Here is a 21,704-nt window from a genome sequence, read left to right as displayed (position 1 = left end):
GGCGCCGCGGTGACGCGCCGGGCGCGTCACCCGGCCATCGGCGCGGCGGTGCGGGCCTCCGGTGAGGGCGCCGCTTCCCGGAGCGGCTCCTCGGACGGTGTCCGCGCCGCGGCGGTCGCCTCCCGCCGCGAGGCGACGACGATCGCGCTGGCGAGCACCAGCGAGAACACCGGCGCCGAGATGTAGTACTGGCTCACGAAGACGAACGGCGCCGTGCACGGCAGCAGAGCGACGACGGCGCGCGGGCTGGCCCCGACGATGCGCACGAGCATCGCGAGGAGGAGGGCCAGGCCCACGATGCCGCTCTGGATCGCGATCACGCCGACGCCCGAGGGCGGCCCGACCGTGCTGAGGTCGATGAGCCAGTCGTGCTCGCGCAGCGCCTCGTCCCGGATCGCCATCCAGGTCTCCCAGGAGAGGCCGTGCGGCAGGAAGCCGCTGTTCCAGACCTCGACGAAGGCGGCGGCGAGGCCCCCGAGGCGATAGTTCACGCTCATGTCCGCGGTGACGATGCCCCTCGGGTCGGCCAGGAGCTCCTGGACGAGGAGGACGGGACGCCCGCCGATGCCGAGCGCGATCGCGAGCAGCAGCGCGCCGCCGCCGATCACCACCGCCGGCAGCCCGAGCAGCACGACGTAGCGCGGCCAGAGCAGGCACAGGAGGACGCCTCCCAGCGCGAGCGCCAGGATCGCGCTCGACGACTGCGCCAGGAGCACCGCCTGCGCCAGGGCGAGCGCCGGGAAGACGGGGCGGCTCCCGAGCAGCACGGCGGCGGCGCCGAGCATCAGGACGTGGAAGCCGTAATGAGTCGGCTCGGGGGCGAGCGAGACGACGCCGCGCGCCGAGAGCGGCATGTCGATGGGGACGGAGGACCAGGTTCCGAGCAGGAAGGCGAAGACGTGGGGGCTGACGAACTTCTCCACCAGCGCGACGCCGAGCCAGACGACGATGGCGATCTCGATGCCGCGCCGGGCCGCCGCCGTGTCGCCGCGCAGGACGACGAACAGCGTCGCCACGAGCAGGAGCGGCGCGAGGTAGTTGAGGAGGAACTTGAGGTCCTGCATCGAGCCGGGGCCCCCGCCGAGCAGGAGCAGCGCCGCGCCCAGCGCCGCGAAGGAGACCAGCACCACGCAGTCGCGGGTGGGCATCGTGCGCAGCCCGACGACGCCCGTCGGGACGAAGAGCAGCGCGGCCACGATCAGGGCGTAGGGCTGCGTGAAGCTCGGCGATGGCACGAGCTGCACGTAGGGGAAGAAGACCGCGGCGAGGAGCACGATGTGGGCGAGCGGCACGGGCTTCTCTCCCTGGTCGTCCGCAGGCGATGACCGTGACGCGACCTTGCGAGCCGATGGTAAAGCAAACCTTAACGCCGAAAGCAAGACATACGTCAATTTATAGTCGTTAAGGCGCCGTAATTCGCTTTATGATGGTATTTTTTGATCAGGCTGGCGATGTCTGCTGATCCGAGGTCGCGCAGCCCGGACTCGGCCGACGTGCGGTCGCACGCACCCGACCGTCGTCCTGCGGGGTCAGACGGCGAGCAGCTTGTCCAGCGCCCCGCCGCCGAGATCCGGACGCAGCTCCTTCGCCGCGGCGAGGATCCGCCCGCTGTGCTCGCGCACCAGGGGCGTCGCGTTCAGGAACGGCTTGTCGGACGAGAAGGTGACGAACACCGCGAGGCGCCCCGTCTTGCAGCGGCTGCCGTAGTGGTAGCACGCCGCCGGATCGATCAACACGGAGCGGCCCGCCTCGGCGTAGAACGACCGGATCGTGCCGTCCCCGAGCTCGGCCTGGAACTGTGCGTCCTCCACCCGGCGAATCACCATGCCGCGCTTGATGCGGCGCGTGTCGCGCTTGTCGACGAACACGAACGGGCCGTGCTCGTCGTCGAGCACGTCGTTGAGGTACATGACGCAATGGAAGGAACGGCTGTCGCCGTAGTCGAGGTGCCACTTCTGGCTCTCGCTCAGGCCCTGCTCACGCACGGGAAAGGAATAGAGCACCTGGAGGCTGTCGAGCGTGCAGCGGCCGCCGAAGTAGTCGATGGCGACGTCGAGCACCTCCGGCGAGAACGCGAGCCGCATGAGCGGGTTCTCGGGCGTCAGGTCCTCCGGCTTCACGAGGTTGACGAAGGGCGCCTTGAGGCCCTCGGGCCGCTCGGCCGGGATGCGTGGGCGGTAGAGGCCCTGCAGCTCCGCGAGCAGCTCCGGCGAAGCCGTCGGCCCCTCGGCGTGGCCCGTGTCCTCGACGCGGCGCCCCGCCTCGGTCACCGGCCGCGCGGCGGGCGTCAGGTGGTGTGGGCGAAGATGGCGCACGCGACCGGCGTAACGCACGGGCACGAGCCGCCACCGCAGGAAGCTCACGATCGAAGCAGCGCTGCCAACCACGTCGAATTCTCCACAATGCCGTAGAGGAAGATTCCCGTCGAGGACGGTCGCCCCCGCGCCGGAAGCGACCGACGGGCGAGATTTGCCCCAACCGGCGCGCCGGCGCAAGAGCCCGCGCGCGACGGCCCGCCTAGCTCCGCTTGCGCATGATCAGGATGATCGGGTCGCCGCGGGTGTCGTCGGCGGAACCGTCGCTGCGGAACACGATCTGGTCGGGCTGCGCGTCGCACAGGCGCTCGATCGTGGCGAGGCTCGTGATCCGCTCGCGGGATCCGACGGGCTTGTCGAGGGCGTCGCCCCATTCCGGGTCGACGAAGTTGTCGTAGGCGTTGCCGATGGCGAGCAGGCCGCCGGGCTTGAGCACGCGGAGCATCTCGCGCACGGCGAGCGCCTTGTCGTCGCTGTAGCCGAGCACCCAGCCGGAGATGACGATGTCGAAGCTCGCGTCGGGATGCTCGATCTTGTGCATGTCGCCGACGTCGATCAGCGGCGAGAACGAGAACAGGTCGATCGCCTCGATGTTCTTCTTGCGGAAGCCGTAGCCGCGCAGGTTGAACAGCTCCCCCTCGACCCGCGGGCCGATGGAGAGCACCCTCATCTCGCCGACACGGCGAGCGACGTCGTAGACGGACAGCAGCGGCGCCACCAGCAGGTGCGAGCGTGGCGCGGAGATCTCGCCCAGGCCCGCCATGTTGTGCGCCACCGTGCCCTCCGAGACGAGGCTCGGGTCGACGCCGTACTCGCGCCGGTAGCGCATGATGTAGCGGTAGAACAGGTAGCGCGGCACGCAGATCAGCAGCCGGACGAGGTCGACCTTCAGCAGCTGACGCGGGAAGCGGACGATGTGGTCGATCAGGAACTTGAAGAAGATCGCGTAGGGGAAGAGAAAGTGATGCAGCCTCTTGTTCGGATACACGTACCGAACGTACGTCTGCTTGAGTGCGCTGCTCATCGGGCGCTCCAGATGCCGGAAGTCTAGACCCGAGCTCTTCGTCTGCCGTGCCTCGGACGAGCTGCGCCGACCCCGGAAAGGAGCGGTCGCACTAGCTCAGAACCGCGGGTCGGTCAAGCGCCCGCCGAATCACCGTCGCGCCCCCCGTCCGGCGCGGGCGCCCGGTCGCGGCGGGCGCGCAGGGAGAGGGCGAGCATCATGATCTGCACGACGCGCGCGGCGAGGACCGCCGTCACGTAGCCCTCCAGCGGGGCGGCGAGCACCGCCGCGCCGACGACGCCGAGCACCGCGACCGCCAGCGCCGCCACGGAGGCGAGGAGGACGGACGTCTCGGCGTCGCGGGCGATCAGGTGGTATTCGAGCACGCTGTAGATCTGGAGCCCGGCGACGAGGCCCGCGAGGACGAGCGTCGTGCGCGAGATGTCGTAGCGATCCCAGATCGCCGCCGGCCATCCCAGGGCGTGGAGGGCGAGCAGCCCACCCGACGCGAGCGCGGCGCACCCGAACGCGGCCGCCAGGAGGAGTCGCGTCGGCGGCGGGCGCGAGCCGTCGTCGGCCGCGCCCTTGATCAGGATCGCGCCGATGCGCTGGATGAGGATGTTGACGAGGATCTGGCCCGCCTGGACGACGATGACCACGATACCGTAGGCGCCCGCCGCCGCCGCGCCCGCGGCCGCGTTGACGGCGGCGCGGTCTCCCATCGAGATCGCCGCGGAGGAGAGATAGGCGACGTAGAGGCGAAGCCCGCGGCTCGCCGTCACCGGTGGCTCCGCGCCGGCGATCGTGCGCACGACCGCGCGCTCGGGCCGCGCCCGGCGGCGCGCGTCCCGCCGGCCGATCGCCACCGCGACCGCCGCGCCGATCGCCTCCCCGAAGAGCGCCCCCTGCCAGGAGAAGGCGAAAGCGCCGGCGAGCGCGAGCGCGAAGGCGAGGCCGTTGCGGGCGAGCATGAGGTTGCGCACCGAGTCGGTGGCGTCCGCCGCGCGCAGGATCGAGGTGAGCAGGCTGAGCACCGCCGAGAGCAGGCCGATCGCCGCCGTCGCGAGGACGACCGGTGCGCCGTAGGGCAGGAGCCCGAACGCCGCGGCCGCTGCCGCGAGGCCGCCCACGACCGCGAACCGCAGCGCGAGCGTGGTCGCTGCGGCGCGCGCGGAGGCGCGGATCTCCTGCGCCCGCCCGAGCGTCCACAGGCGGGGGTAGGTCTTCACCGTCGCCTCGACGGTGCCGAAGCTCAGCAGGATGCCCGACAACGCGCCTGCGCCCAGCAGGGTGACGAACTCGCCGAAGGCGGCGGGCTCGAGCACCTTGGCGAGCACGACGAGCTTGGCGAGCCCGAAGCCCGAGGCGATCAGCATCAGCAGGAAGAAGGACGACACGTCCCTGGATCTCCGGTCCCGTGCGCCCGCGATCGGCGCGCCTAGAGCATCATCCCACCGAGTGGGACCCGCTGGTGGGGGAGCCGATGCTCCCAACGATGATCAGCTCCGCGCGTCCACGATCCCCGCGACCAGGCGCGAGAGGTTCTCCTCCGAGAACAGGGTCGCCGCCGGCTGCGGATCGCCCCTGTAGCAGCCGCGCCCGAACGCGACCATCTCCTCGACGTTGGCGGCCGCGGTGTCCCCGATGTCGTAGCAGGTCTCGTCGTTGAGCAGCGCGGCCAGATGCTCGGGGGACCCGATGCGGGTCGCCCCCGAGAAGCCGCCGAAGAAGACGTTGCCGGCGATCAGCGAACGGCGCCCCATCAGGATCGCGTCGAGCCCCATCGTGCTCGCGATCGTCACGCACAGCGAGGAACGGGCGATCAGCCCGCGCCCGTTCTCGCGGCCCCAGATGTAGCGCACGTTCGAGTAGCGCGCGCGGATCTCCGGCCAGCGGCCGGTCCTCAGCGCCCCGAACTGGTTCGGGTGCTCCTTGACGTAGAGGATACGATCGCCGGGCAGCGCGCGCAGGATCGTCTCCACGAAGGAAGGCTGGTCCGCGACGTGCGGCGTGAAGTACGTCAGCGAGGCCTCGGGCTCGTATTGCAGCGGGTAGACGATGTTGCGCCGAGAGAGCTCGTCGGGCATCGGGTCGTAGCCGCGCCGCGGCGCGAGCATGCTCTTCGTGTAGAGCAGGTGCTCGGGGACCGCGCCCGCGTGCATGTAGTCGCCGTGCAGGCCGAAGGTCGCGCGCTTCCAGGTCGCGAGGCCGAGCCGGGCGAGCTGGATGCCCGAGGAGACGATCCCCGGGTTGAAGAGGAACGGCACCTCGCCGCGCCGGCCCTTGAAGTAGGACAACTGCGAGCGGCCGAGGTTGGCGAAGCGGAAGTGGTAGACCGGGCCGGCCCTGTCGGCCCGCACGCCCTCGACGTATCGCACGATCGTCTCGCGCAGGGCGGTCTCCTCCTCGGCGTCGAGCGGGGTGGTGCGCGCGCCGCGGGTCAGGTCGAAGCCGGGCGTGAAGTAGAACCAGCCGGGAAAGTAGGTGTTCGCCCAGAGCAGCGGCCGGCAGCCGTGCTTGCGGCAGAGATAGAACATCACGTGGATGAGGAAGTGCGCGACCGGCTCGCTGAGGAAGGCGTCGTAGCGCTCGCGCTCGAGCAGCTCGGCCACCGCCGCGTAGACGACGCCGGCGATCACCCGCCGACGCTCGTCGGGGAACGACTTCAGGTGCCGGTCGAGCGCGACCGGAGACCAGGGGAAACCGGTCACCGCGCGCAGGTCCTCCGGCTCCGACCAGCGGGGCGCATCGGCCCGCCGAAGCCCGTCGTGCACGACACGCTGGAGGTTCAGGACCACCTCGCCGCCCTTGGCGCGCACGAGGCGCTCCTCGGCGTCGGTCTGGACGATGTAGTGGTACGTCGCGTCGGGATCGCGCGCCGCGATCGCCGGCATCAGGTTGGCGAAGTAGCTGCGCGAGAGGCAGATGATCTTGGTCATGTCGTTCCGTGCGGGGCGAACGCCGCGGGCGCCCGAAAGGCGGGTGGCCGATAGCACCTCCCGTGCGCCGTGTCACCGGTGCCGCATCCGCATCGCGCGAAACCGGCCGGCCGCCGACGGGCCGGCGGTGTTGCGTTCGCGCGAGGGCTCCGGTACCTACCGCCGCGGCCGGACGGGCGGCGTGAGCCGCGCGATCGACCGGATTTGTCTCTCGTCCGAGGTGGAGCGGGCTGCGCGATGATCGAGGCGAAGGTTCTCCGGCTGCTCGGCCCGCGCGCGCTCGCCTGGGAGACCATCGTGCTCGATCCCGCGCGGCTCGGCCCTTCCGAAGTGCTCGCGCGCACCGTCGTCTCGGCGATCTCGCCGGGAACCGAGGTCGCCGCCTGGGTCGGCGCGCCGCCGCTGCGGCCGGGTCCCACCTACCCGCGCCTGCAGGGCTATTGCAACGTCGCGCGGGTGGAGGCGGTGGGCGCGTCCGTGACGGCCTGCCGGCCCGGCGATCTCGTCCTGACCCATCAGTCCCACCGCAGCGCCTTCGTGTGCCGCGACGCCGAGATCCTGGTCGCGACCCGGGTCGATCGGCCGGCGGCGCTGAGCGTCACCTACCTGTTCCATCTCGGCTATGCGGCCCTGTCGAAGGCGGGCTTCCGGCCCGGTCACGACGTCGCCGTCGTCGGCCTCGGCGCGATCGGGCTCGGCGCGGCGGCGCTCGCCTCCGCCTTCGGCGGGCGGGTCGTCGCCTATTCGGACCAGGACGGCGCGCGGGCTCTCGCGCTGCGCCTCGGAGCGCGCGAGGCCAGGGCGAAGGACGATCGGGTGGCGAAGAGCGCCGACATCGTCGTCACCACGGCGAACGGCTGGGGAGACTGGATGCTCGCGCTCGATCTCGCCGCCCGCGGCGGGACTGTCGCGGTGCTGGGCTTCCCCGGGCGCGGCCTGCCGCCGCCGCAGGAGAACCCTCTCGCCTCGCACCTCTTCTACGACAAGCAGCTGAGCCTCGTCGCCTGCGGCATGGTGCCGGAGACGCCCGCGCCCGCACACGAGATCCGCTTCACGCTGGGGCGCAACATGGAATTCCTGGCCGACCGCATCCTCGCGGGTGCGATCGACGCGCAGGCGCTCGTCTCGGACGTGCTGCCGGCGGAGCGGATCGGGGACGCCTACGAGCGGCTGGCGGCGCGCGAGGCCGGCGCCGTCACCTTCGCGCTGAGCTGGTGAGACCATGACGCACGAACCCCTCACGGTCGCCCTCGTCGGCTGCGGGCGCATGGGCGCGTTCACGAGCGAGGGTACGCGCACGAGCGTTCCGCCCTGCTGGCTTCCGCTCAGCCACGCGGAAGCTGTCGAGGCGGTCGACGGCCTCTCCCTCGTCGCCCTCGCCGAGGTGGACGCGACGCGCCGGAACGACGCGGGGGAACGCTTCGGCGTGCCTTCGCAGGCACGATACGCCGATGCGGCGGAGATGCTCGCTGCCGTGCGGCCCGACATCGCGGCGATCGCGACGCGCAGCGACGTGCGCGCGGCGACGGTCGAGGCCGCCCTCGCGGCCGGCGTGCGCGGCATCCACGCGGAGAAGCCCTTCGCGCCGCGGCTCGGCGACACCGAGCGGCTGCTCTCGCGTATGGAGCGCGACGGCGTCGCCTTCACGTTCGGGACGGTGCGGCGCTTCATGCCGGCCTACCGCCGTGCGCGGGAGCTCCTCGCGGACGGAGCGATCGGCACGCTCCGGGAGGTCGCCGTCGATTTCGGCGCGGGCCAGCTCCTGCTGTGGACGTTGCCGCACGCCGTCGACCTCCTGCTCGGCTATGGCGGATCGTCCCCGGAGAGCGTCTGCGGCCGCGTCGACATCCCGGACGGGGCGGTATCCGGCGAGACGATCGACGCCGACCCTGCGGTCCGGTTCGCGCGCGTGCGCTTCGCGGACGGCGTCGAGGGCGCGATCACGGCTGCGGGCGGCATGGACGTGCGCTTGTCGGGCACGGCCGGGACGATCCGGGTCCTGTCCGACGGCGCCGCGCTCGAGCTGGCACGCCCGTCGGCACCCGGCGGCGCGTACCTCGACCGGGTCGAGCGCGTTCCCGTGGCGCAGGCGCCGAGCGGAACGCAGGCCGCGTTCATGGGCCTGCGCGACGCGATCCGCGGGACGGGTCCGATGCCGATGCCCCACGGCGACGTGGTCCTCGGCCAGCGCATCCTCGGTGCGATCGTGGTCTCGAGCCTCGACGGCGGGCGCGAGACGCCACTCGCCGCGGTGCCGAGCGGGCTGACCATCACGGGGCGCTACCGGGGGAACGTCGCATGACGGCGACCCGGCTGCGCACGGTGATCCTCGGCTGCGGCAACATCGCAGGCGGCTTCGACGCCGCGCGCCCGGCCGACGCCGATCCGCTCACGCATGCGGGCGCCCTCGTGCGACACGGCGGCTTCGAGCTCGTCGCCTGCGTCGATCCCGACCTGCGGCGCGCGCAGGGCTTCGTCGAGCGCTGGGGCGTCGCCCGAGCCCACGAGACGGCGGAGGCGCTCGCCGGGCTGGGCGGCGGCGTCGACGTCGTCGTGGTCGCATCGCCGACCGATCGCCACGAGGAGCACGTCGGCCTCGCCATCGAGCTCGGCGCGCGGGCGGTGTTCTGCGAGAAGCCGATCGCGCCGACGCTGCCGGCGGCGACACGCATGGTCGACGCCTGCGCGCGCGCGGGCGTCCTCATGGCCGTCAACCACACGCGCCGCTGGGCACCGGACGTCGTGGCCCTGGCGCACGACCTCGGGGCCGGGCGTTACGGCCCGGTGCGCTCGGCCTACGGCCTCTACAATAAGGGCGTGCTCAACAACGGCTCGCACATGGTGGATCTCGCCGCCTTCCTGCTCGGCGACCTCGCGCTCGCGTGGGCCGGGAGCGCGGTCGCCGACCATTGGCCGGACGACCCGACGATTCCCTTCACGCTCGTGGCGGAGGGCGGCGTGCCGGTGCAGGTCGGCGTCGGGCACGCCGCGGACACCGCGCTCTTCGAGCTCCAGATCGTCACCGCCGAGGCGGTGATCGCGATGGAGGCGGGCGGGGCCCGCTGGCGCATCCGGCGACCTATCGACAACCCGGATTTCCGTGGATATAAGTCGCTCGCCGTCGGAGAGCCGGTCGACGGAACCTATCGTCTCGCCATGGCTGCGGCGGTCGAGAACCTCCACGCGGCGGTCGTCGAGGGCCGGGCGCTCGCGAGCACGGGCCGCACCGCGCTGGCCGCGCAGGCTCTGTGCGAGGCGATCAGGAGCGCATCGGGAGCGGACACGGCTTCTCTCGCGGCCTCGCGCCGGAATGGACTCTCATGACGACGTCTGTACTCGCCCTCCACGGCGGTGAGCCGGTGATCCGCGCTCCCCTCGAGCGTTTCCGCAGCATCGGGCCCGAGGAGGCGGACGCCGTCGCCGGCGTGATGCGCTCGGGCGTGCTGTCCGCCTTCATCGGCGCGGCCGGACCCGGCTTCCTCGGCGGCGAGCAGGTCCTCGCCTGCGAGGCGAAGGCGGCCGAGCGCTTCGGCTTCCGCCACGCGATCACCGTCAATTCCTGGACGTCGGGCCTGATCGCGGCCGTGGGCGCCATCGGCGTGGAGCCCGGCGACGAGATCGTCACGACGCCGTGGACGATGGCCGCCACTGCCACCGCGATCCTCCACTTCAACGCGATCCCGGTCTTCGCGGACATCGACGAGCGCACCTTCAACATCGATCCCGGCTCGGTCGAGGCCTGCATCGGCCCGCGCACCCGCGCGATCATGGCCGCCGACATCTTCGGCCAGTCCGCCGACATGGAGCGGCTGCGCGCGATCGCCGACCGGCACGGGCTGACGCTGATCACCGATTCGGCGCAGGCGCCCGGCGCGCTCTACAAGGGCGAGAGCGTCGGCAAGGTCGCGGACATCGGCGGCTTCAGCCTCAACTACCACAAGCACATCCACTCCGGCGAAGGCGGCATCCTCGTCACCGACGACGATCGGCTCGCCCAGCGCATGCGGCTGATCCGCAATCACGCCGAGGCGGTGATCGACAGCGACGATCCGCGCGAGCTGTCGAACATGCTCGGCTACAATTTCCGCATGGGCGAGATCGAGGCGGCGATCGCCGCGACCCAGCTCGACAAGCTGACCGCGCGGATCGAGGGCCGCCAGCGCGTCGCACGCGCCCTCGACGACGGGCTCGCGGGGCTCGAGGGGCTCGTCACCCCGCACGTGCCCAACGAGAACACGCACGTCTACTACGTCTACGGCATGCGGCTCGAGACGGAGGCGGTCGGCGTCCCGCGCGCGCGTCTCGTCGAGGCGCTGCGGGCGGAGGGCGTGCCGTGGCTGCTGGCGGGCTATCAGAACATCCACCGCCTGCCGCTGTTCCGGCACAAGATCGCCTACGGCTCGCAGGGCTTTCCCTGGAACCAGCCCTTCGTCTCGCGGGACGTGCCCTACGGAAAGGGCGTGTGCCCCACGGCCGAGCGGCTGCACGAGGAGACGTTCCTCGGGATCAACCTGTGCATGGGGGAGTTCCCGCCCGAGGAGATCGCGCTCGTGGTCGAGGCCTTCCACAAGGTGTGGTCGAGCCGCGACGCGCTGCGCGGGGCCTGAGAGGATGCTCGAGGCCGGCGACTTCCCGATCCAGGGCCGCGGCGTCGTCCTCGTGCCCTTCCGGGACGAGGACGTCACGCCTGCCTATCTCGGATGGCTCGCCGATCCCGAGGTCGTGCGCTTCAGCAATCAACGCTTCCGCACACACGACGCGGACTCCTGCCGGCGCTATCTCGCGAGCTTCGCGGGCACCGACAACCTGTTCCTCTCCATCCGCCGCGACCCGCAGGGCGACGCCATCGGGACGATGACGGCCTACGTGCAGCGTCCGCACGGCACCGCCGACATCGGCATCATGGTGGGCGCGCGTGCGGCGTGGGGCAGGGGATACGGGCAGGCGGCCTGGGACGCGCTGCTCGCGCGCCTGCTCGCCGATCCGCGCATCCGCAAGGTCACCGGCGGGACGCTGTCGTGCAATCGCGCCATGGTGCGCATCATGGAGCGCGCGGGCATGACCCACGAGGCGACACGCCGCGCCCAGGAGATCGTCGAGGGGCGTCCGGAGGACGTCGTGCACTATGCCCGCTTCGCCGATCGCTGACCTGCCGGGCCCGATCGTGGTCGCCTGCCACGACGCGGGCGCGGCGAACCTGCTGCTGCCGCTCGTCGCGCAGGCCGGGCGCGCGGACGTTCGCGTGCACGCCGCCGGGCCGGCGGCGGCGATCGCGATGGCCCGGGTCGCGTCCGCCCTCGACGAGGGCGACCCGGCGGCGGCGATCGCGGGGGCGGGGACCTGCGTCACCGGCACCGGCTGGGCGAGCGGGCTCGAGCACGAGGCGCGCGTCGCCGCGCGTGCGCACGGCGTACGCTCCATCGCCCTCGTCGACCATTGGGTGAACTATCGCGAGCGCTTCGTGCGGGACGGCGTCGCGGTGCTTCCCGACGAGATCTGGGTGACGGACGCGTACGCCGAGGCCGAGGCGCGCCGGCGCGTCCCCGAGGTGCCGACCCGCCGCGTGCCGAACCTCTACCTCGCCGAGCAGGTCGCGGGGCTGCCGCCGCCGGAGACGATCGCGCAGGCGGAACTGCTCTACGTGGCCGAGCCGGCGCGCGCGACCTGGGGGCGCGAGACGCCCGGCGAGTTCCAGGCGCTCGCCTGGTTCCTCTCGCGCCTGCCCGACCTCGACCTGCCGCGCCCGCTGACCATCCGCCTGCGCCCGCATCCTTCCGATCCGCCGGGCAAATACGACGTCTTCCTGCGCGAGGACGGCGAGCCGCGCATCGTGCTCGACCGGTCCGCGGACCTGCGCGGTGCGCTCGCCGGCGCGCGCTGGGTCGCGGGCTGCGAGAGCTTCGCGCTCGTCGTCGCCCTCGAGGCGGGGCGCACGGTCTATTGCACTCTGCCGCCCTGGGCCCCATCCTGCCGGCTTCCCCACGAGCGGCTGGTCCACCTGAAGCATCTCGGTCCTGCGACATGAAATACTGCAAGCGGTGCCTCCAGCCCGACACGCGCCCCAACACGAACTTCACGCCGGCCGGGCTGTGCCCGGCGTGCGACTACTTCGACCAGGTGCAGAACGTCGACTGGGAGGAGCGCTGGGAGATCCTCCAGGAGGTCCTGCGCGACTATCCGCGCCGGCCGGGCATGCCCTTCGACTGCATCATCGGCGTCAGCGGCGGCAAGGACAGCACGCGCCAGGCGCTGTGGGTGCGCGACAAGCTGAAGCTGAGGCCGCTGCTCGTATGCCTCAGCTACCCGCCGCAGCAGGTGACCGAGCGCGGCACGGACAACATCTCGAACCTCATCGAGCTGGGCTTCGACGTGGTGATCTCCGCGCCGGCGCCGGAGACGTGGCGGCGGCTGATGCGCGAATCGTTCCTGCGCTTCACGAACTGGGCGCGCTCGACGGAGATGGCGCTGTTCTCCTCTGTCCCGCAGCTGGCGATCCGCTACGGCATCCCGCTGATCCTGTGGGGCGAGAACCCGGGCCTCCAGCTCGGCGACCTGAAGACGCTCGGGCGGACCGGCTACGACGGCAACAGCCTGCGCTACATGAACACGCTCTCGGGCGGCGTCGCCGACTGGATGCGCGAGGTCGTCGGCCCGGAGGGGCTCCTGCCCTACCAGTACCCGCCGCCGGCGGCCTTCGAGGAGCACAAGCTGCAGATCGTCTATCTCGGCTGGTTCCTCGGCGACTGGTCGCTGGTCAACAACGGCTCCTATTCAGCGCTCGGCGGCCTGAAGATCCGGGAGGACACGGTCGCGAACACCGGTGATCTGAAGGGTGTCACCTCGCTCGACGAGGACTGGGTGACGCTCAACCAGATGATCAAGTACTACAAATTCGGCTTCGGCCGCGTGACGGATTACGTCAACGAGGAAATCCGGCTCGGGCGCATGACCCGCGAGAAGGGGATCTCGCTCGTCGAGCAGTACGACGACGCCTGCGCGCCAAACTACATCGCGGATTTCTGCGACTACATCGGCATCGGTGTCGACGAATTTTGGGAGCGCGTCCGCAACGCCACGAACCGCGACCTGTTCGACGTCGGCGACGACGGCACGATCCGTCGTCGGTTCCAGGTGGGGGTCGGCCTATGACACGCAAGCTCGTCGGCATCGTCGACTACGGCGCGGGCAACATCGCCTCCGTCACCCGCTCCATGAAGAGAACCGGCTACCGGTGCTTCGCGAGCCGCAACCCTGCCGAGCTCGACAAGGCGAGCGTCCTGGTTCTTCCGGGCGTGGGCGCTTTCCCCTCCGCCATGCAGGCGTTGCACGGCTGCGGCCTAGTCGGCTACCTGCAGGAGAGCGTCCAGGCCGGCCGCTCCCTCGTGGGGATCTGCCTGGGCATGCAACTGCTCGGCGACTTCTCGGAGGAGATCGCGCCCACCGCCGGTCTCGGGTTCGTTCCCGGCCGGGTCGTGCGGGTCCGCGACGCACGCTGGCACATCGGCTGGAACGCGCTCGAGACCTCCGGGCGCGCCTCGTTCCTGGCGGAGAGCGACGGGCGCAGCGTCTACTTCAACCATTCCTACGTGCTCGAGACCTCGGCGGAATACGTCGTCGCGGTGGCGCGCCTCGGCGAGGCGCTCGCCCCGTTCCCGGTCGCCGTCCAGCGCGGCAACATCTTCGGGCTCCAGTTCCACCCCGAGAAGAGCCAGAGCGCGGGACTGCGCATCCTCGCCGACGTGCTCGCGGAGGCGCATCATGCTGGGTAAGCGACTGGTCGGGGTGATCACGGTCAAGAACGGCTGGGCGGTGCAGTCGTTCGGCTTCGGCCGCTACCTGCCGCTGGGCCGTGCCGAGATCCTCGCCGACAACCTCGACCGCTGGGGCGCGGACGAGGTGCTCGTCCTGTGCATCGACCGCGGCGCGGCCGGGCCGGACCTCGCGCTCCTGCGCCGGATGGCGGCCAAGGGCCTCTCCACGCCCCTGATATACGGCGGCGGCATCCGCAGCGTCGAGGACGCGGTTGCGGTGGTGGCGAGCGGGGCGGACCGGATCGCGGTGGACGCGCTCCTGCGCGACGACCCGGGCGTCGTGCCCGGCATCGAGGCGGCGCTCGGCGCCCAGGCCGTGATCGCGGCGCTGCCGCTCGGCGTCGACGGCGATGCGCTCGTCTCCTTCGACTACCGCACGCGCACGCGCGCCCCGCTCGCGGAGGCGACGCTCGCGCTGCTGCGTGCAGGAAGCGTCTCCGAGGTGCTGGCAATGGACCACGTCAACGACGGCGGTGCCGCCTTCGACGAACGCATCGTCGAGCTCTTCCCGATCCCCTCAGTGCCGCTGATCGTCTTCGGGGGCTTGCGCGATCCGGACCAGATCCGCCGGGTGCTCGGGCGTCCGAGCGTCAGGGCCGCGGCGATCGGCAACTCGCTGAGCTACGGTGAGAACCGCATCCGCCAGTTGAAGTCCAAGCTCGGCGCGCTCCCCATCCGCGCGCCCTCGTACCTTCGTTGGATCGACCAGTGACCAGCTACGCCCTCGGCCGCGCGCACGGCCCCGCCCACGCCTGCCGCCGGTGCCTCTACCGCACCGATCATCCGCTCGGCCTCACGCTGGACGACGAGGGGATCTGCTCGGGCTGCCGCGTGCACGAGGAGAAGGACCGGCTCGACTGGGACGCGCGCTGGGCGAAGCTCGAGGCGCTGGTGAAGCCGTACCGGTCCCGCGACGCACGCACCTACGACTGCATCGTGCCCGTGTCCGGCGCGAACGATTCGTACTTCATCGTGCACGTCGTGAAGGAGCGGCTGGGGCTGAACCCGCTGCTCGTCACCTACAACAAGTACTTCAACACGCCGCTCGGCATCCGCAACCTCGCCAACCTGCGCATCCGCTTCGACTGCGACATCCTCGTGCAGAACGTCAACCCGCAGTCCGTGCGCAGGATCACGCGCACGGCCCTGCGCGAGATCGGCAGCATGTACTGGCCCTGCCTCGCGGGCCAGACGGTGTTCCCGGTGCAGACGGCGGTGCGCTTCGGCGTCCCGCTGATCGTCTGGGGGGCACACCAGGGGCTCGAGCAGGTCGGCATGTTCAGCCACGAGCACGAGGTCGAGATGACCCGGCGCTACCGCTACGACCACGACCTGATGGCGCGCGAGCCCGCGGACCTCATCGGCCTCTTCGACACGCTCGCCGAGGAGGACGTCTGGCAGTACCGCTACCCGGACGATGCGGAACTCGCCTCCGTCGGGGTGCGCGGCATCTACCTCGGCAACTACGTGCGTTGGGACCCCAAGGCCCAGCACGAGCAGATGATGCGCACGCACGGCTACGAGACGGCCGCGTTCGCGCGGACGTTCGACTGCTACGATCACGTCGATTGCTACAACTACATGAACGTCCACGACCTGCTGAAGCTGTACAAGCACGGCTATTCGAAGGTCACCGACCACGCCACTCGCGAGATCCGCCACGGGCGGCTGACCCGCGAGGAGGGGCTCGCCCTGGTGCGCCGGCACGAGCAGGAGGCGGTGGAGCACCTGGGCCTGTTCTGCGACTGGCTCGGCGTCGAGCCGAACGCGCTCGGCTTCGTGATGGACCAGCACCGCGACCCGCGCTTCTGGAGCGAGGACGAGCCCGGCCGCTGGCGCTTCCGGGGCTGGAGCACGATGGACCAGCCGCAGGCGGCGGCGAACCCGGCGCCACTGCGCTCCGACCCGGATTTCACCGCGAATTCGAGGCTCGAGCGGGACCGCGCGCACGGCTACATCGTCGTCGGCCGCGGCTATCCGTGAGCGCCCGCGATCGTTTGCGCACAGGCGGTTTTGCTGCTAGATGCCGGGCGACGATGAAGGGTGCCGAGGCGATCGACGGCCGGCGCCCGGCCGGGCGCGTGGCGCCGTCGGCATGTGCGGAACGCGGCCGGTCGTGACCCTGCCTGTCGCGCAATCGGGTAACGACGAATGCTCAGCGGAAAATCGATTCTCGTCACCGGCGGCACCGGCTCCTTCGGCAAGGCCTTCGTGAAGACCGTGCTCGCACGGCACCCGGACCTGAAGCGGCTGGTGATCTTCTCGCGCGACGAGCTCAAGCAGTTCGAGATGTCGCAGCATATCTCGGAGAGGGACCACCCGGGTATCCGCTACTTCATCGGCGACGTCCGCGATCCCGACCGGCTGCGCCGCGCGCTCGAGGGCATCGACATCGTCGTGCACGCCGCCGCGCTCAAGCAGGTTCCGGCCGCCGAGTACAATCCCTTCGAGGCGATCAAGACCAACGTCATCGGCGCGCAGAACCTGATCGAGGGCTGCCTGGACGCCGGCGTCGAGCGCGTCGTCGCGCTCTCGACGGACAAGGCGGCCGCGCCGGTCAACCTGTACGGCGCGACGAAGCTGTGCTCGGACAAGCTCTTCGTCGCAGCCAACAACATTCGCGGCGCGCGCGACCTGCGCTTCAGCGTGGTGCGCTACGGCAACGTGATGGGCAGCCGCGGATCGGTGATCCCGTTCTTCCTCGACCGCCGCCGCGAGGGCGTGCTGCCGATCACGGACGCGCGGATGACGCGCTTCAACATTTCGCTCGAGGAGGGCGTCTCGATGGTCCTCTGGGCGATCGAGAACGCCTGGGGCGGCGAGATCCTGGTGCCGAAGATCCCCTCCTACCGCATCACCGACGTGGCGACGGCGATTGCGCCGGAATGCCGCCAGGAGATCGTCGGCGTGCGCCCGGGCGAGAAGCTGCACGAGGAGATGATCACCGCGAGCGACAGCCAGAACGCGGTCGACATCGGACCCTACTACGCCATCCTGCCGACGACGCGGGACTACGGCGTCGAGGACTATCTCGCGAGCTTCGGCGGCGCGCGCGTGCCCGCGGGCTTCGCCTACGAGAGCAGCTCCAACCCCGACTTCCTCACCGTCGAGCAGATCCGCGACCTCGTGGCCAGGCACGTCCAGGGCGGCGAGCTCGCGGGCGCGCCGGGGGTCCGACGCGAATGAGCTTCGTCCCCTACAGCACGCAGGACATCGACGAGGCCGACATCGCCGCCGTCGCGGAGGCGCTGCGCGGGGCCTACCTGACGCAGGGGCCGGCGATCGGCCGCTTCGAGGAGGCCTTCGCCCATCGCCACGACGTGCCGCACGCGCTCGCGGTGTCGAACGCCACCGCGGGGCTGCACATCGCCTGCCTGGCGCTCGGCCTCGGGCCGGGCGGGCTGCTGTGGACCTGCCCCAACAGCTTCGTGGCGTCGGCCAACTGCGCCCGCTACTGCGGCGCCGACGTCGACTTCGTCGATCTCGACCCGCGCACGCGCAACATCTCGGTCGCGGCGCTGGAGGAGAAGCTCGCGGCCGCCGCCGCGGCCGGGCGGCTGCCGGACGTCGTCGTGCCCATCGACTTCTCGGGCCTGCCGGCGGATCTGCGCGAGATCCGCGCGCTGGCGGACCGCTACGGCTTCAAGATCCTCGAGGACGCCTCGCACGCGACGGGCGCGACCTACCTCGATCGGCCGGTGGGGTCCGCCTTCGCGGACGTGACCGTGTTCAGCTTCCACGCCGTCAAGATCGTCACGACGGCGGAGGGCGGCATGGTCACGACGCGCGATCCGCAACTCGCGAGCCGTCTGGGACTCCTGCGCTCGCACGGGATCACCCGCGATCCCGCGCTGTTCGAGGGCGCGCCGGACGGGCCGTGGGACTACCAGCAGACCGATCTCGGCTTCAACTACCGCATCACGGACCTGCAGGCGGCGCTCGGCCTCTCGCAGCTCGCGCGGGTCGAGGCCATGCAGGCGCGGCGCGAGGCGCTGGCGGATCGCTACGACGCCCGGCTCGCCGGCCTGCCGCTGCGGCTGCCGGCGCGGCTGCCGGATCGGCGCTCGTCGTGGCACCTCTACGTCGTCGAGATCGACGACGAGCGCACCGACGTCGGCCGCGCGGACGTCTTCGCGACGCTGCGGGCGGCGCAGATCGGCGCCAACGTGCACTACATCCCGATCCATACCCAGCCGTACTACCGGCGCCTCGGCTTCGAGCCGGGGGACTTCCCCGCGGCGGAGCGCTACTACCGCAACGCCATCACCCTGCCGCTCTATCCGAAGCTCTCGGAGGCGGATCAGGATCGCGTCGTCGCGACGCTCGCGGCCGCGCTGGAGCGGCGCGCATGAGCGCCGCCCGCGTCGCGATCATCCCCGCCCGCGGCGGCTCCAAGCGCATCCCGCGCAAGAACATCCGCCCGTTCGCCGGTCGCCCGATGATCGCGTATGCGATCGCGGCGGCGCGCGAGAGCGGGCTGTTCGACCACGTCGTGGTCTCCACCGAGGACGAGGAGATCGCCACGGTGGTCGCCGCGCACGGCGGGGAGGCGCCCTTCCGGCGCCCGGCGGAACTCGCCGACGACTACACGCCGACCGTCCCGGTGGTCGCGCACGCGATCGAGGCCTGCGAGGCGCTCTGGGGCCGGATCGACGAGGCCTGCTGCATCTATCCCTGCGTGCCGCTGCTGGAGGCGCGGGACCTCGCCGCGGCGCATGCGCTGCTGGCCGAGGGCGGGGAGCGCTACGCGTTCCCGGTCGTCGCCTTCGAGAGTTCGGTGCACCGCGCGCTCGCCCGGGAGCCGAGCGGGCGCACGCGTCCGCTGTTCCCCCAGTTCGCGCAGACGCGTACGCAGGACCTGCCCGCGGCCTATCACGACGCCGGGCAGTTCTATTGGGGCGTGCGGGACGCCTGGCTCGCGGGGGAGAGCATCCACGAGAACGGGGCGACGCTGGTGCTGCCCGCGTCCAAGGTGGTCGACATCGACACGCCCGACGATTGGGCGCGCGCCGAGACCCTCTTCGGCGCGCGTGTCGGGGGGGCGGGGTGAGCGTCCTCGTGCGGGTCGACGCCTCGCGCGAGCGGGGCCTCGGCCATCTCGCGCGCTGCCTCGCGCTCGCGGACGCGCTGCGCGCGCGCGGCGCATCGACGGTGTTCGCGAGCCTCGCCCTGCCGGACGCGGCGAAGGCGCTGATCGCCGCGCAGGGCCACGCGGCGCTCGCGCTGCCGCCGCTCGCGGCGGATGCGGCCGCGGCCGTCGCGACGCTCGGACCCGAGCGGGAATGGCCGGCGAACCTGCAGGTGGCGGACGCCGCCGCGACGCTCGCCGCGGCCCGCACCGCCGGGCTCGCGCCGGAGCGGATCGTCGTCGACCATTACGGTCTCGGCACGCCCTGGGAGGCGCGCGCCGCCGCGGACGTCGCGCACGTCACCGCCGTCGACGATCTCGGCCGAGCCCACGCCTGCGACCTCGTCGTCGACCAGAACGCCGGGCGCGACCGGGCCGACCCCTACGTGGATCGGGTTCCCGCCGGTTGCCGGAGGCTGCTCGGCCCCGGCTTCGCGCTGCTGCGGCGGGAGTTCGCCGATCTGCACCCCGCCGCCCGCGTCCGCTCGGGACCCGTGGAGCGGATCCTCGTCTCCGTCGGGGGGGCGGATGCCGGCGATGCGACCGGAGCGGTCGTCGCGGCGCTCGTCCGCGCGGGCCTGGGCGAGCGCGCGCTCGACGTGGTCGTCGGCGCGCTCTACCCGCATCTCGAGCGCCTGCGCGACGCCTGCGCCGTCCTGCCGCGGGCGACGTTGCACGTGCAGACCGATCGCCTCGCCGCGCTGATGATCCAGGCCGATCTGGCGGTCGGCGCGGGGGGCGGCACGACCTGGGAGCGCTGCGCGCTCGGCGTCCCGAGCCTCGTGCTCACGCTGGCGGAGAACCAGCGCGCGCCCGTGCGCGCCGCCGCTGCGGAGGGGCTCGTCTACGCGCCCGACGTCGCGCCCGGGGACATCGAGGGGCTGGCGATCCACCTCGCCGCGCTGGACGCCAACGCATCCCTGCGCGGGTTCCTCTCGGAGCGCGGCCTGGCGCGCGTCGACGGCGGCGGGGCCGCGCGCGTCGCCGCGGTGATCCTCCCGGCCCCGATCGCGCTGCGGCCCGCGACCGCCGCGGACGCCGTCGCGCTCCACGCCTGGCGCAACGACCCGCAGGTGCGCGCCGTCTCGCGCGAGAACGCCCCGATCCCCTTCGACCGGCACCTCGCCTGGCTCGCGCGCGTGCTCGCCGATCCGCAGCGCGATCTCCTGATCGGCGAGGCCGACGGCGCGCCCGTCGGCGTGCTGCGCTTCGACCGGAGCGGGGAGGAGGCCGAGGTCTCGATCTACCTCGTGCCCGGGGCGTCCGGGCGCGGGGCGGGCTCCGATCTGCTGCTTGCAGGATGCGACTGGCTGCGGCAGAACCGGCCCGGAACACGCGTCGTCGTCGCCGAGGTGCTCGGCGGCAACGCGCGCTCCGCGGCGCTCTTCGCGCGCTGCGGCTTCACCGAACGCTCCCGACGCTACACGCGAGGACTGGACACATGAGCGCGACGGACGTCATCCACATCGCGGGTCGCCCGGTCGGGCCGGGGCATCGGCCGTTCGTCATCGCCGAGATGTCGGGCAACCACAACGGCGACATCGCGCGGGCGCTCGCGCTGCTCGACGCGGCGCGGGCCGCCGGCGCGGACGCCGTCAAGCTCCAGACCTACACCGCCGACACGATCACCATCGACAGCGATCGCCCCGAGTTCCTGATCGCGGACGGCCCCTGGAAGGGCCGGCGGCTGCACGAACTCTACGGCGAGGCCCACACGCCCTGGGAATGGCACGAGCAGCTCTTCGCGCACGCTGCGAAGATCGGGATCGCCATCTTCTCCACGCCCTTCGACGACACGGCGGTGGACCTGCTCGAGCGGCTCGGCGCGCCCGCCTACAAGATCGCCTCCTTCGAGATGATCGACCTGCCGCTCGTGGCGCGCGTCGCGCGTGTCGGCAAGCCGATGATCGTCTCGACGGGCATGGCGAGCCTCGACGAGATCGGCGAGGCGGTGGAGACCGCGCGCGCCAACGGCTGCCGGGAGCTGGTGCTCCTGCACTGCGTCTCGAGCTACCCATCGCCGATCGAGGAGACGAACCTGCGCCGCATCCCGGAGCTGGCGCGCCGCTTCGGCGTCCATGCCGGCCTGTCCGACCACTCGATGGGCCTGACGGTCCCGATCGCGGCGACGACGCTCGGCGCGGTGGCGATCGAGAAGCACTTCACCCTCGCCCGCGCCGACGGCGGGGTCGACAGCGCCTTCTCGCTCGAGAAGGAGGAGCTGGCTGACATGGTGCGCGCCGTGAGCGACGCCCACGCCGCCCTCGGCGACGGCGTCTTCCGCCGCGCGGCCGCGGAGGAGGGGAGCGTGACGTTCCGCCGCTCGCTCTTCGTGGTCGAGGACGTGCCGGAGGGCGCCGAGATCACCCGCGCCAACGTGCGCTCGATCCGCCCCGGCTACGGCCTCGCGCCCAAGCACCTCCCCGAGGTCCTCGGCCGCCGCGCCCGCCGCCCGCTCTCCCGCGGCGAGCCGCTGGCGTGGGACATGCTGGGCTGAGAGCGGGCGGG

At 71.8% G+C, this 21,704-nt stretch carries 20 protein-coding genes; 15 read left to right on the top strand and 5 right to left on the bottom strand.

Translation table 11 applies throughout. The features are described 5' to 3' along the window. Positions 1-26: 26 nt before the first annotated feature. The 5 genes from AB9M23_RS22110 to AB9M23_RS22090 all read right to left on the bottom strand — a co-directional run bounded on the left by AB9M23_RS22110 (position 27) and on the right by AB9M23_RS22090 (position 6,257). Positions 27-1,292, bottom strand: coding sequence for a hypothetical protein (locus AB9M23_RS22110; protein ID WP_372426847.1), 1,266 nt, complete (start codon positions 1,290-1,292; stop codon positions 27-29). A gap of 237 nt (positions 1,293-1,529) precedes the next feature. After that, positions 1,530-2,387 (bottom strand): hypothetical protein, encoded by an 858-nt coding sequence (locus AB9M23_RS22105; protein WP_372426846.1) that lies wholly within the window; start codon positions 2,385-2,387, stop codon positions 1,530-1,532. 130 nt (positions 2,388-2,517) lie between these two features. Next, on the bottom strand, positions 2,518-3,339 hold the full coding sequence (locus AB9M23_RS22100; protein ID WP_372426845.1) for a class I SAM-dependent methyltransferase: 822 nt from the start codon (positions 3,337-3,339) through the stop codon (positions 2,518-2,520). Between the two features lie 113 nt (positions 3,340-3,452). Beyond that, the gene (locus AB9M23_RS22095; protein ID WP_372426844.1) at positions 3,453-4,715 is read right to left on the bottom strand and encodes a hypothetical protein; all 1,263 of its coding nucleotides are present in this window, start codon (positions 4,713-4,715) and stop codon (positions 3,453-3,455) included. A gap of 102 nt (positions 4,716-4,817) precedes the next feature. Further along, complete coding sequence (locus tag AB9M23_RS22090; RefSeq protein ID WP_372426843.1) at positions 4,818-6,257, bottom strand: capsular polysaccharide export protein, LipB/KpsS family; 1,440 nt, start codon at positions 6,255-6,257, stop codon at positions 4,818-4,820. A 237-nt stretch (positions 6,258-6,494) separates the two neighbouring features. Here AB9M23_RS22090 and AB9M23_RS22085 point away from each other — a divergent pair, with 237 nt between their 5' ends. From AB9M23_RS22085 to pseI, 15 genes are all read left to right on the top strand, one after another. Then, a complete protein-coding gene (locus AB9M23_RS22085) occupies positions 6,495-7,475 on the top strand; it encodes a zinc-binding dehydrogenase (RefSeq protein WP_372426841.1) in 981 nt (326 codons plus the stop codon). 4 nt (positions 7,476-7,479) lie between these two features. Further along, the gene (locus AB9M23_RS22080) at positions 7,480-8,559 is read left to right on the top strand and encodes a Gfo/Idh/MocA family protein (protein WP_372426840.1); all 1,080 of its coding nucleotides are present in this window, start codon (positions 7,480-7,482) and stop codon (positions 8,557-8,559) included. Beyond that, complete coding sequence (locus AB9M23_RS22075; RefSeq protein WP_372426839.1) at positions 8,556-9,581, top strand: Gfo/Idh/MocA family protein; 1,026 nt, start codon at positions 8,556-8,558, stop codon at positions 9,579-9,581. The genes AB9M23_RS22080 and AB9M23_RS22075 overlap by 4 nt, the downstream gene beginning before the upstream one ends. Further along, positions 9,578-10,864, top strand: coding sequence for a DegT/DnrJ/EryC1/StrS family aminotransferase (locus AB9M23_RS22070; RefSeq protein ID WP_372426838.1), 1,287 nt, complete (start codon positions 9,578-9,580; stop codon positions 10,862-10,864). The genes AB9M23_RS22075 and AB9M23_RS22070 overlap by 4 nt, the downstream gene beginning before the upstream one ends. A gap of 4 nt (positions 10,865-10,868) precedes the next feature. After that, positions 10,869-11,405 carry a GNAT family N-acetyltransferase gene (locus AB9M23_RS22065; RefSeq protein ID WP_372426837.1) on the top strand — a complete coding sequence of 179 codons (537 nt, stop codon included), beginning with the start codon at positions 10,869-10,871 and terminating at the stop codon, positions 11,403-11,405. Continuing rightward, positions 11,383-12,282: a hypothetical protein gene (locus AB9M23_RS22060; RefSeq protein ID WP_372426836.1), complete on the top strand. Its 900-nt coding sequence runs from the start codon at positions 11,383-11,385 to the stop codon at positions 12,280-12,282. The genes AB9M23_RS22065 and AB9M23_RS22060 overlap by 23 nt, the downstream gene beginning before the upstream one ends. Next, positions 12,279-13,406 (top strand): N-acetyl sugar amidotransferase, encoded by a 1,128-nt coding sequence (locus AB9M23_RS22055; protein ID WP_372426835.1) that lies wholly within the window; start codon positions 12,279-12,281, stop codon positions 13,404-13,406. Before AB9M23_RS22060 ends, AB9M23_RS22055 begins: the two co-directional genes overlap by 4 nt. After that, the gene (gene hisH / locus AB9M23_RS22050) at positions 13,403-14,026 is read left to right on the top strand and encodes an imidazole glycerol phosphate synthase subunit HisH (RefSeq protein WP_372426834.1); all 624 of its coding nucleotides are present in this window, start codon (positions 13,403-13,405) and stop codon (positions 14,024-14,026) included. Before AB9M23_RS22055 ends, hisH begins: the two co-directional genes overlap by 4 nt. Further along, positions 14,016-14,780, top strand: a complete 765-nt coding sequence (locus AB9M23_RS22045) for a HisA/HisF-related TIM barrel protein (protein WP_372426833.1) — start codon at positions 14,016-14,018, stop codon at positions 14,778-14,780. The genes hisH and AB9M23_RS22045 overlap by 11 nt, the downstream gene beginning before the upstream one ends. Continuing rightward, entirely contained in the window at positions 14,777-16,051 is a 1,275-nt protein-coding gene (locus tag AB9M23_RS22040; protein ID WP_372426832.1) for an N-acetyl sugar amidotransferase, read from the top strand. Before AB9M23_RS22045 ends, AB9M23_RS22040 begins: the two co-directional genes overlap by 4 nt. 168 nt (positions 16,052-16,219) lie before the next feature. Next, positions 16,220-17,254 carry a UDP-N-acetylglucosamine 4,6-dehydratase (inverting) gene (pseB, locus tag AB9M23_RS22035; RefSeq protein WP_372426831.1) on the top strand — a complete coding sequence of 345 codons (1,035 nt, stop codon included), beginning with the start codon at positions 16,220-16,222 and terminating at the stop codon, positions 17,252-17,254. Then, the gene (gene pseC / locus AB9M23_RS22030) at positions 17,251-18,420 is read left to right on the top strand and encodes a UDP-4-amino-4,6-dideoxy-N-acetyl-beta-L-altrosamine transaminase (RefSeq protein ID WP_372426830.1); all 1,170 of its coding nucleotides are present in this window, start codon (positions 17,251-17,253) and stop codon (positions 18,418-18,420) included. Before pseB ends, pseC begins: the two co-directional genes overlap by 4 nt. After that, positions 18,417-19,118 carry a pseudaminic acid cytidylyltransferase gene (gene pseF / locus AB9M23_RS22025; RefSeq protein ID WP_372426829.1) on the top strand — a complete coding sequence of 234 codons (702 nt, stop codon included), beginning with the start codon at positions 18,417-18,419 and terminating at the stop codon, positions 19,116-19,118. The genes pseC and pseF overlap by 4 nt, the downstream gene beginning before the upstream one ends. Beyond that, complete coding sequence (gene pseG, locus AB9M23_RS22020; protein ID WP_372426827.1) at positions 19,115-20,641, top strand: UDP-2,4-diacetamido-2,4,6-trideoxy-beta-L-altropyranose hydrolase; 1,527 nt, start codon at positions 19,115-19,117, stop codon at positions 20,639-20,641. The genes pseF and pseG overlap by 4 nt, the downstream gene beginning before the upstream one ends. Beyond that, positions 20,638-21,693, top strand: coding sequence for a pseudaminic acid synthase (pseI, locus tag AB9M23_RS22015; protein WP_372426826.1), 1,056 nt, complete (start codon positions 20,638-20,640; stop codon positions 21,691-21,693). Before pseG ends, pseI begins: the two co-directional genes overlap by 4 nt. Positions 21,694-21,704 lie beyond the last annotated feature (11 nt).

It is taken from the genome of Salinarimonas chemoclinalis, assembly GCF_041514305.1.
Lineage (GTDB): Bacteria > Pseudomonadota > Alphaproteobacteria > Rhizobiales > Beijerinckiaceae > Salinarimonas > Salinarimonas chemoclinalis.
Note: the sequence above shows the minus strand (reverse complement) of the source record. Positions and strands in the feature narration are given on the sequence as shown.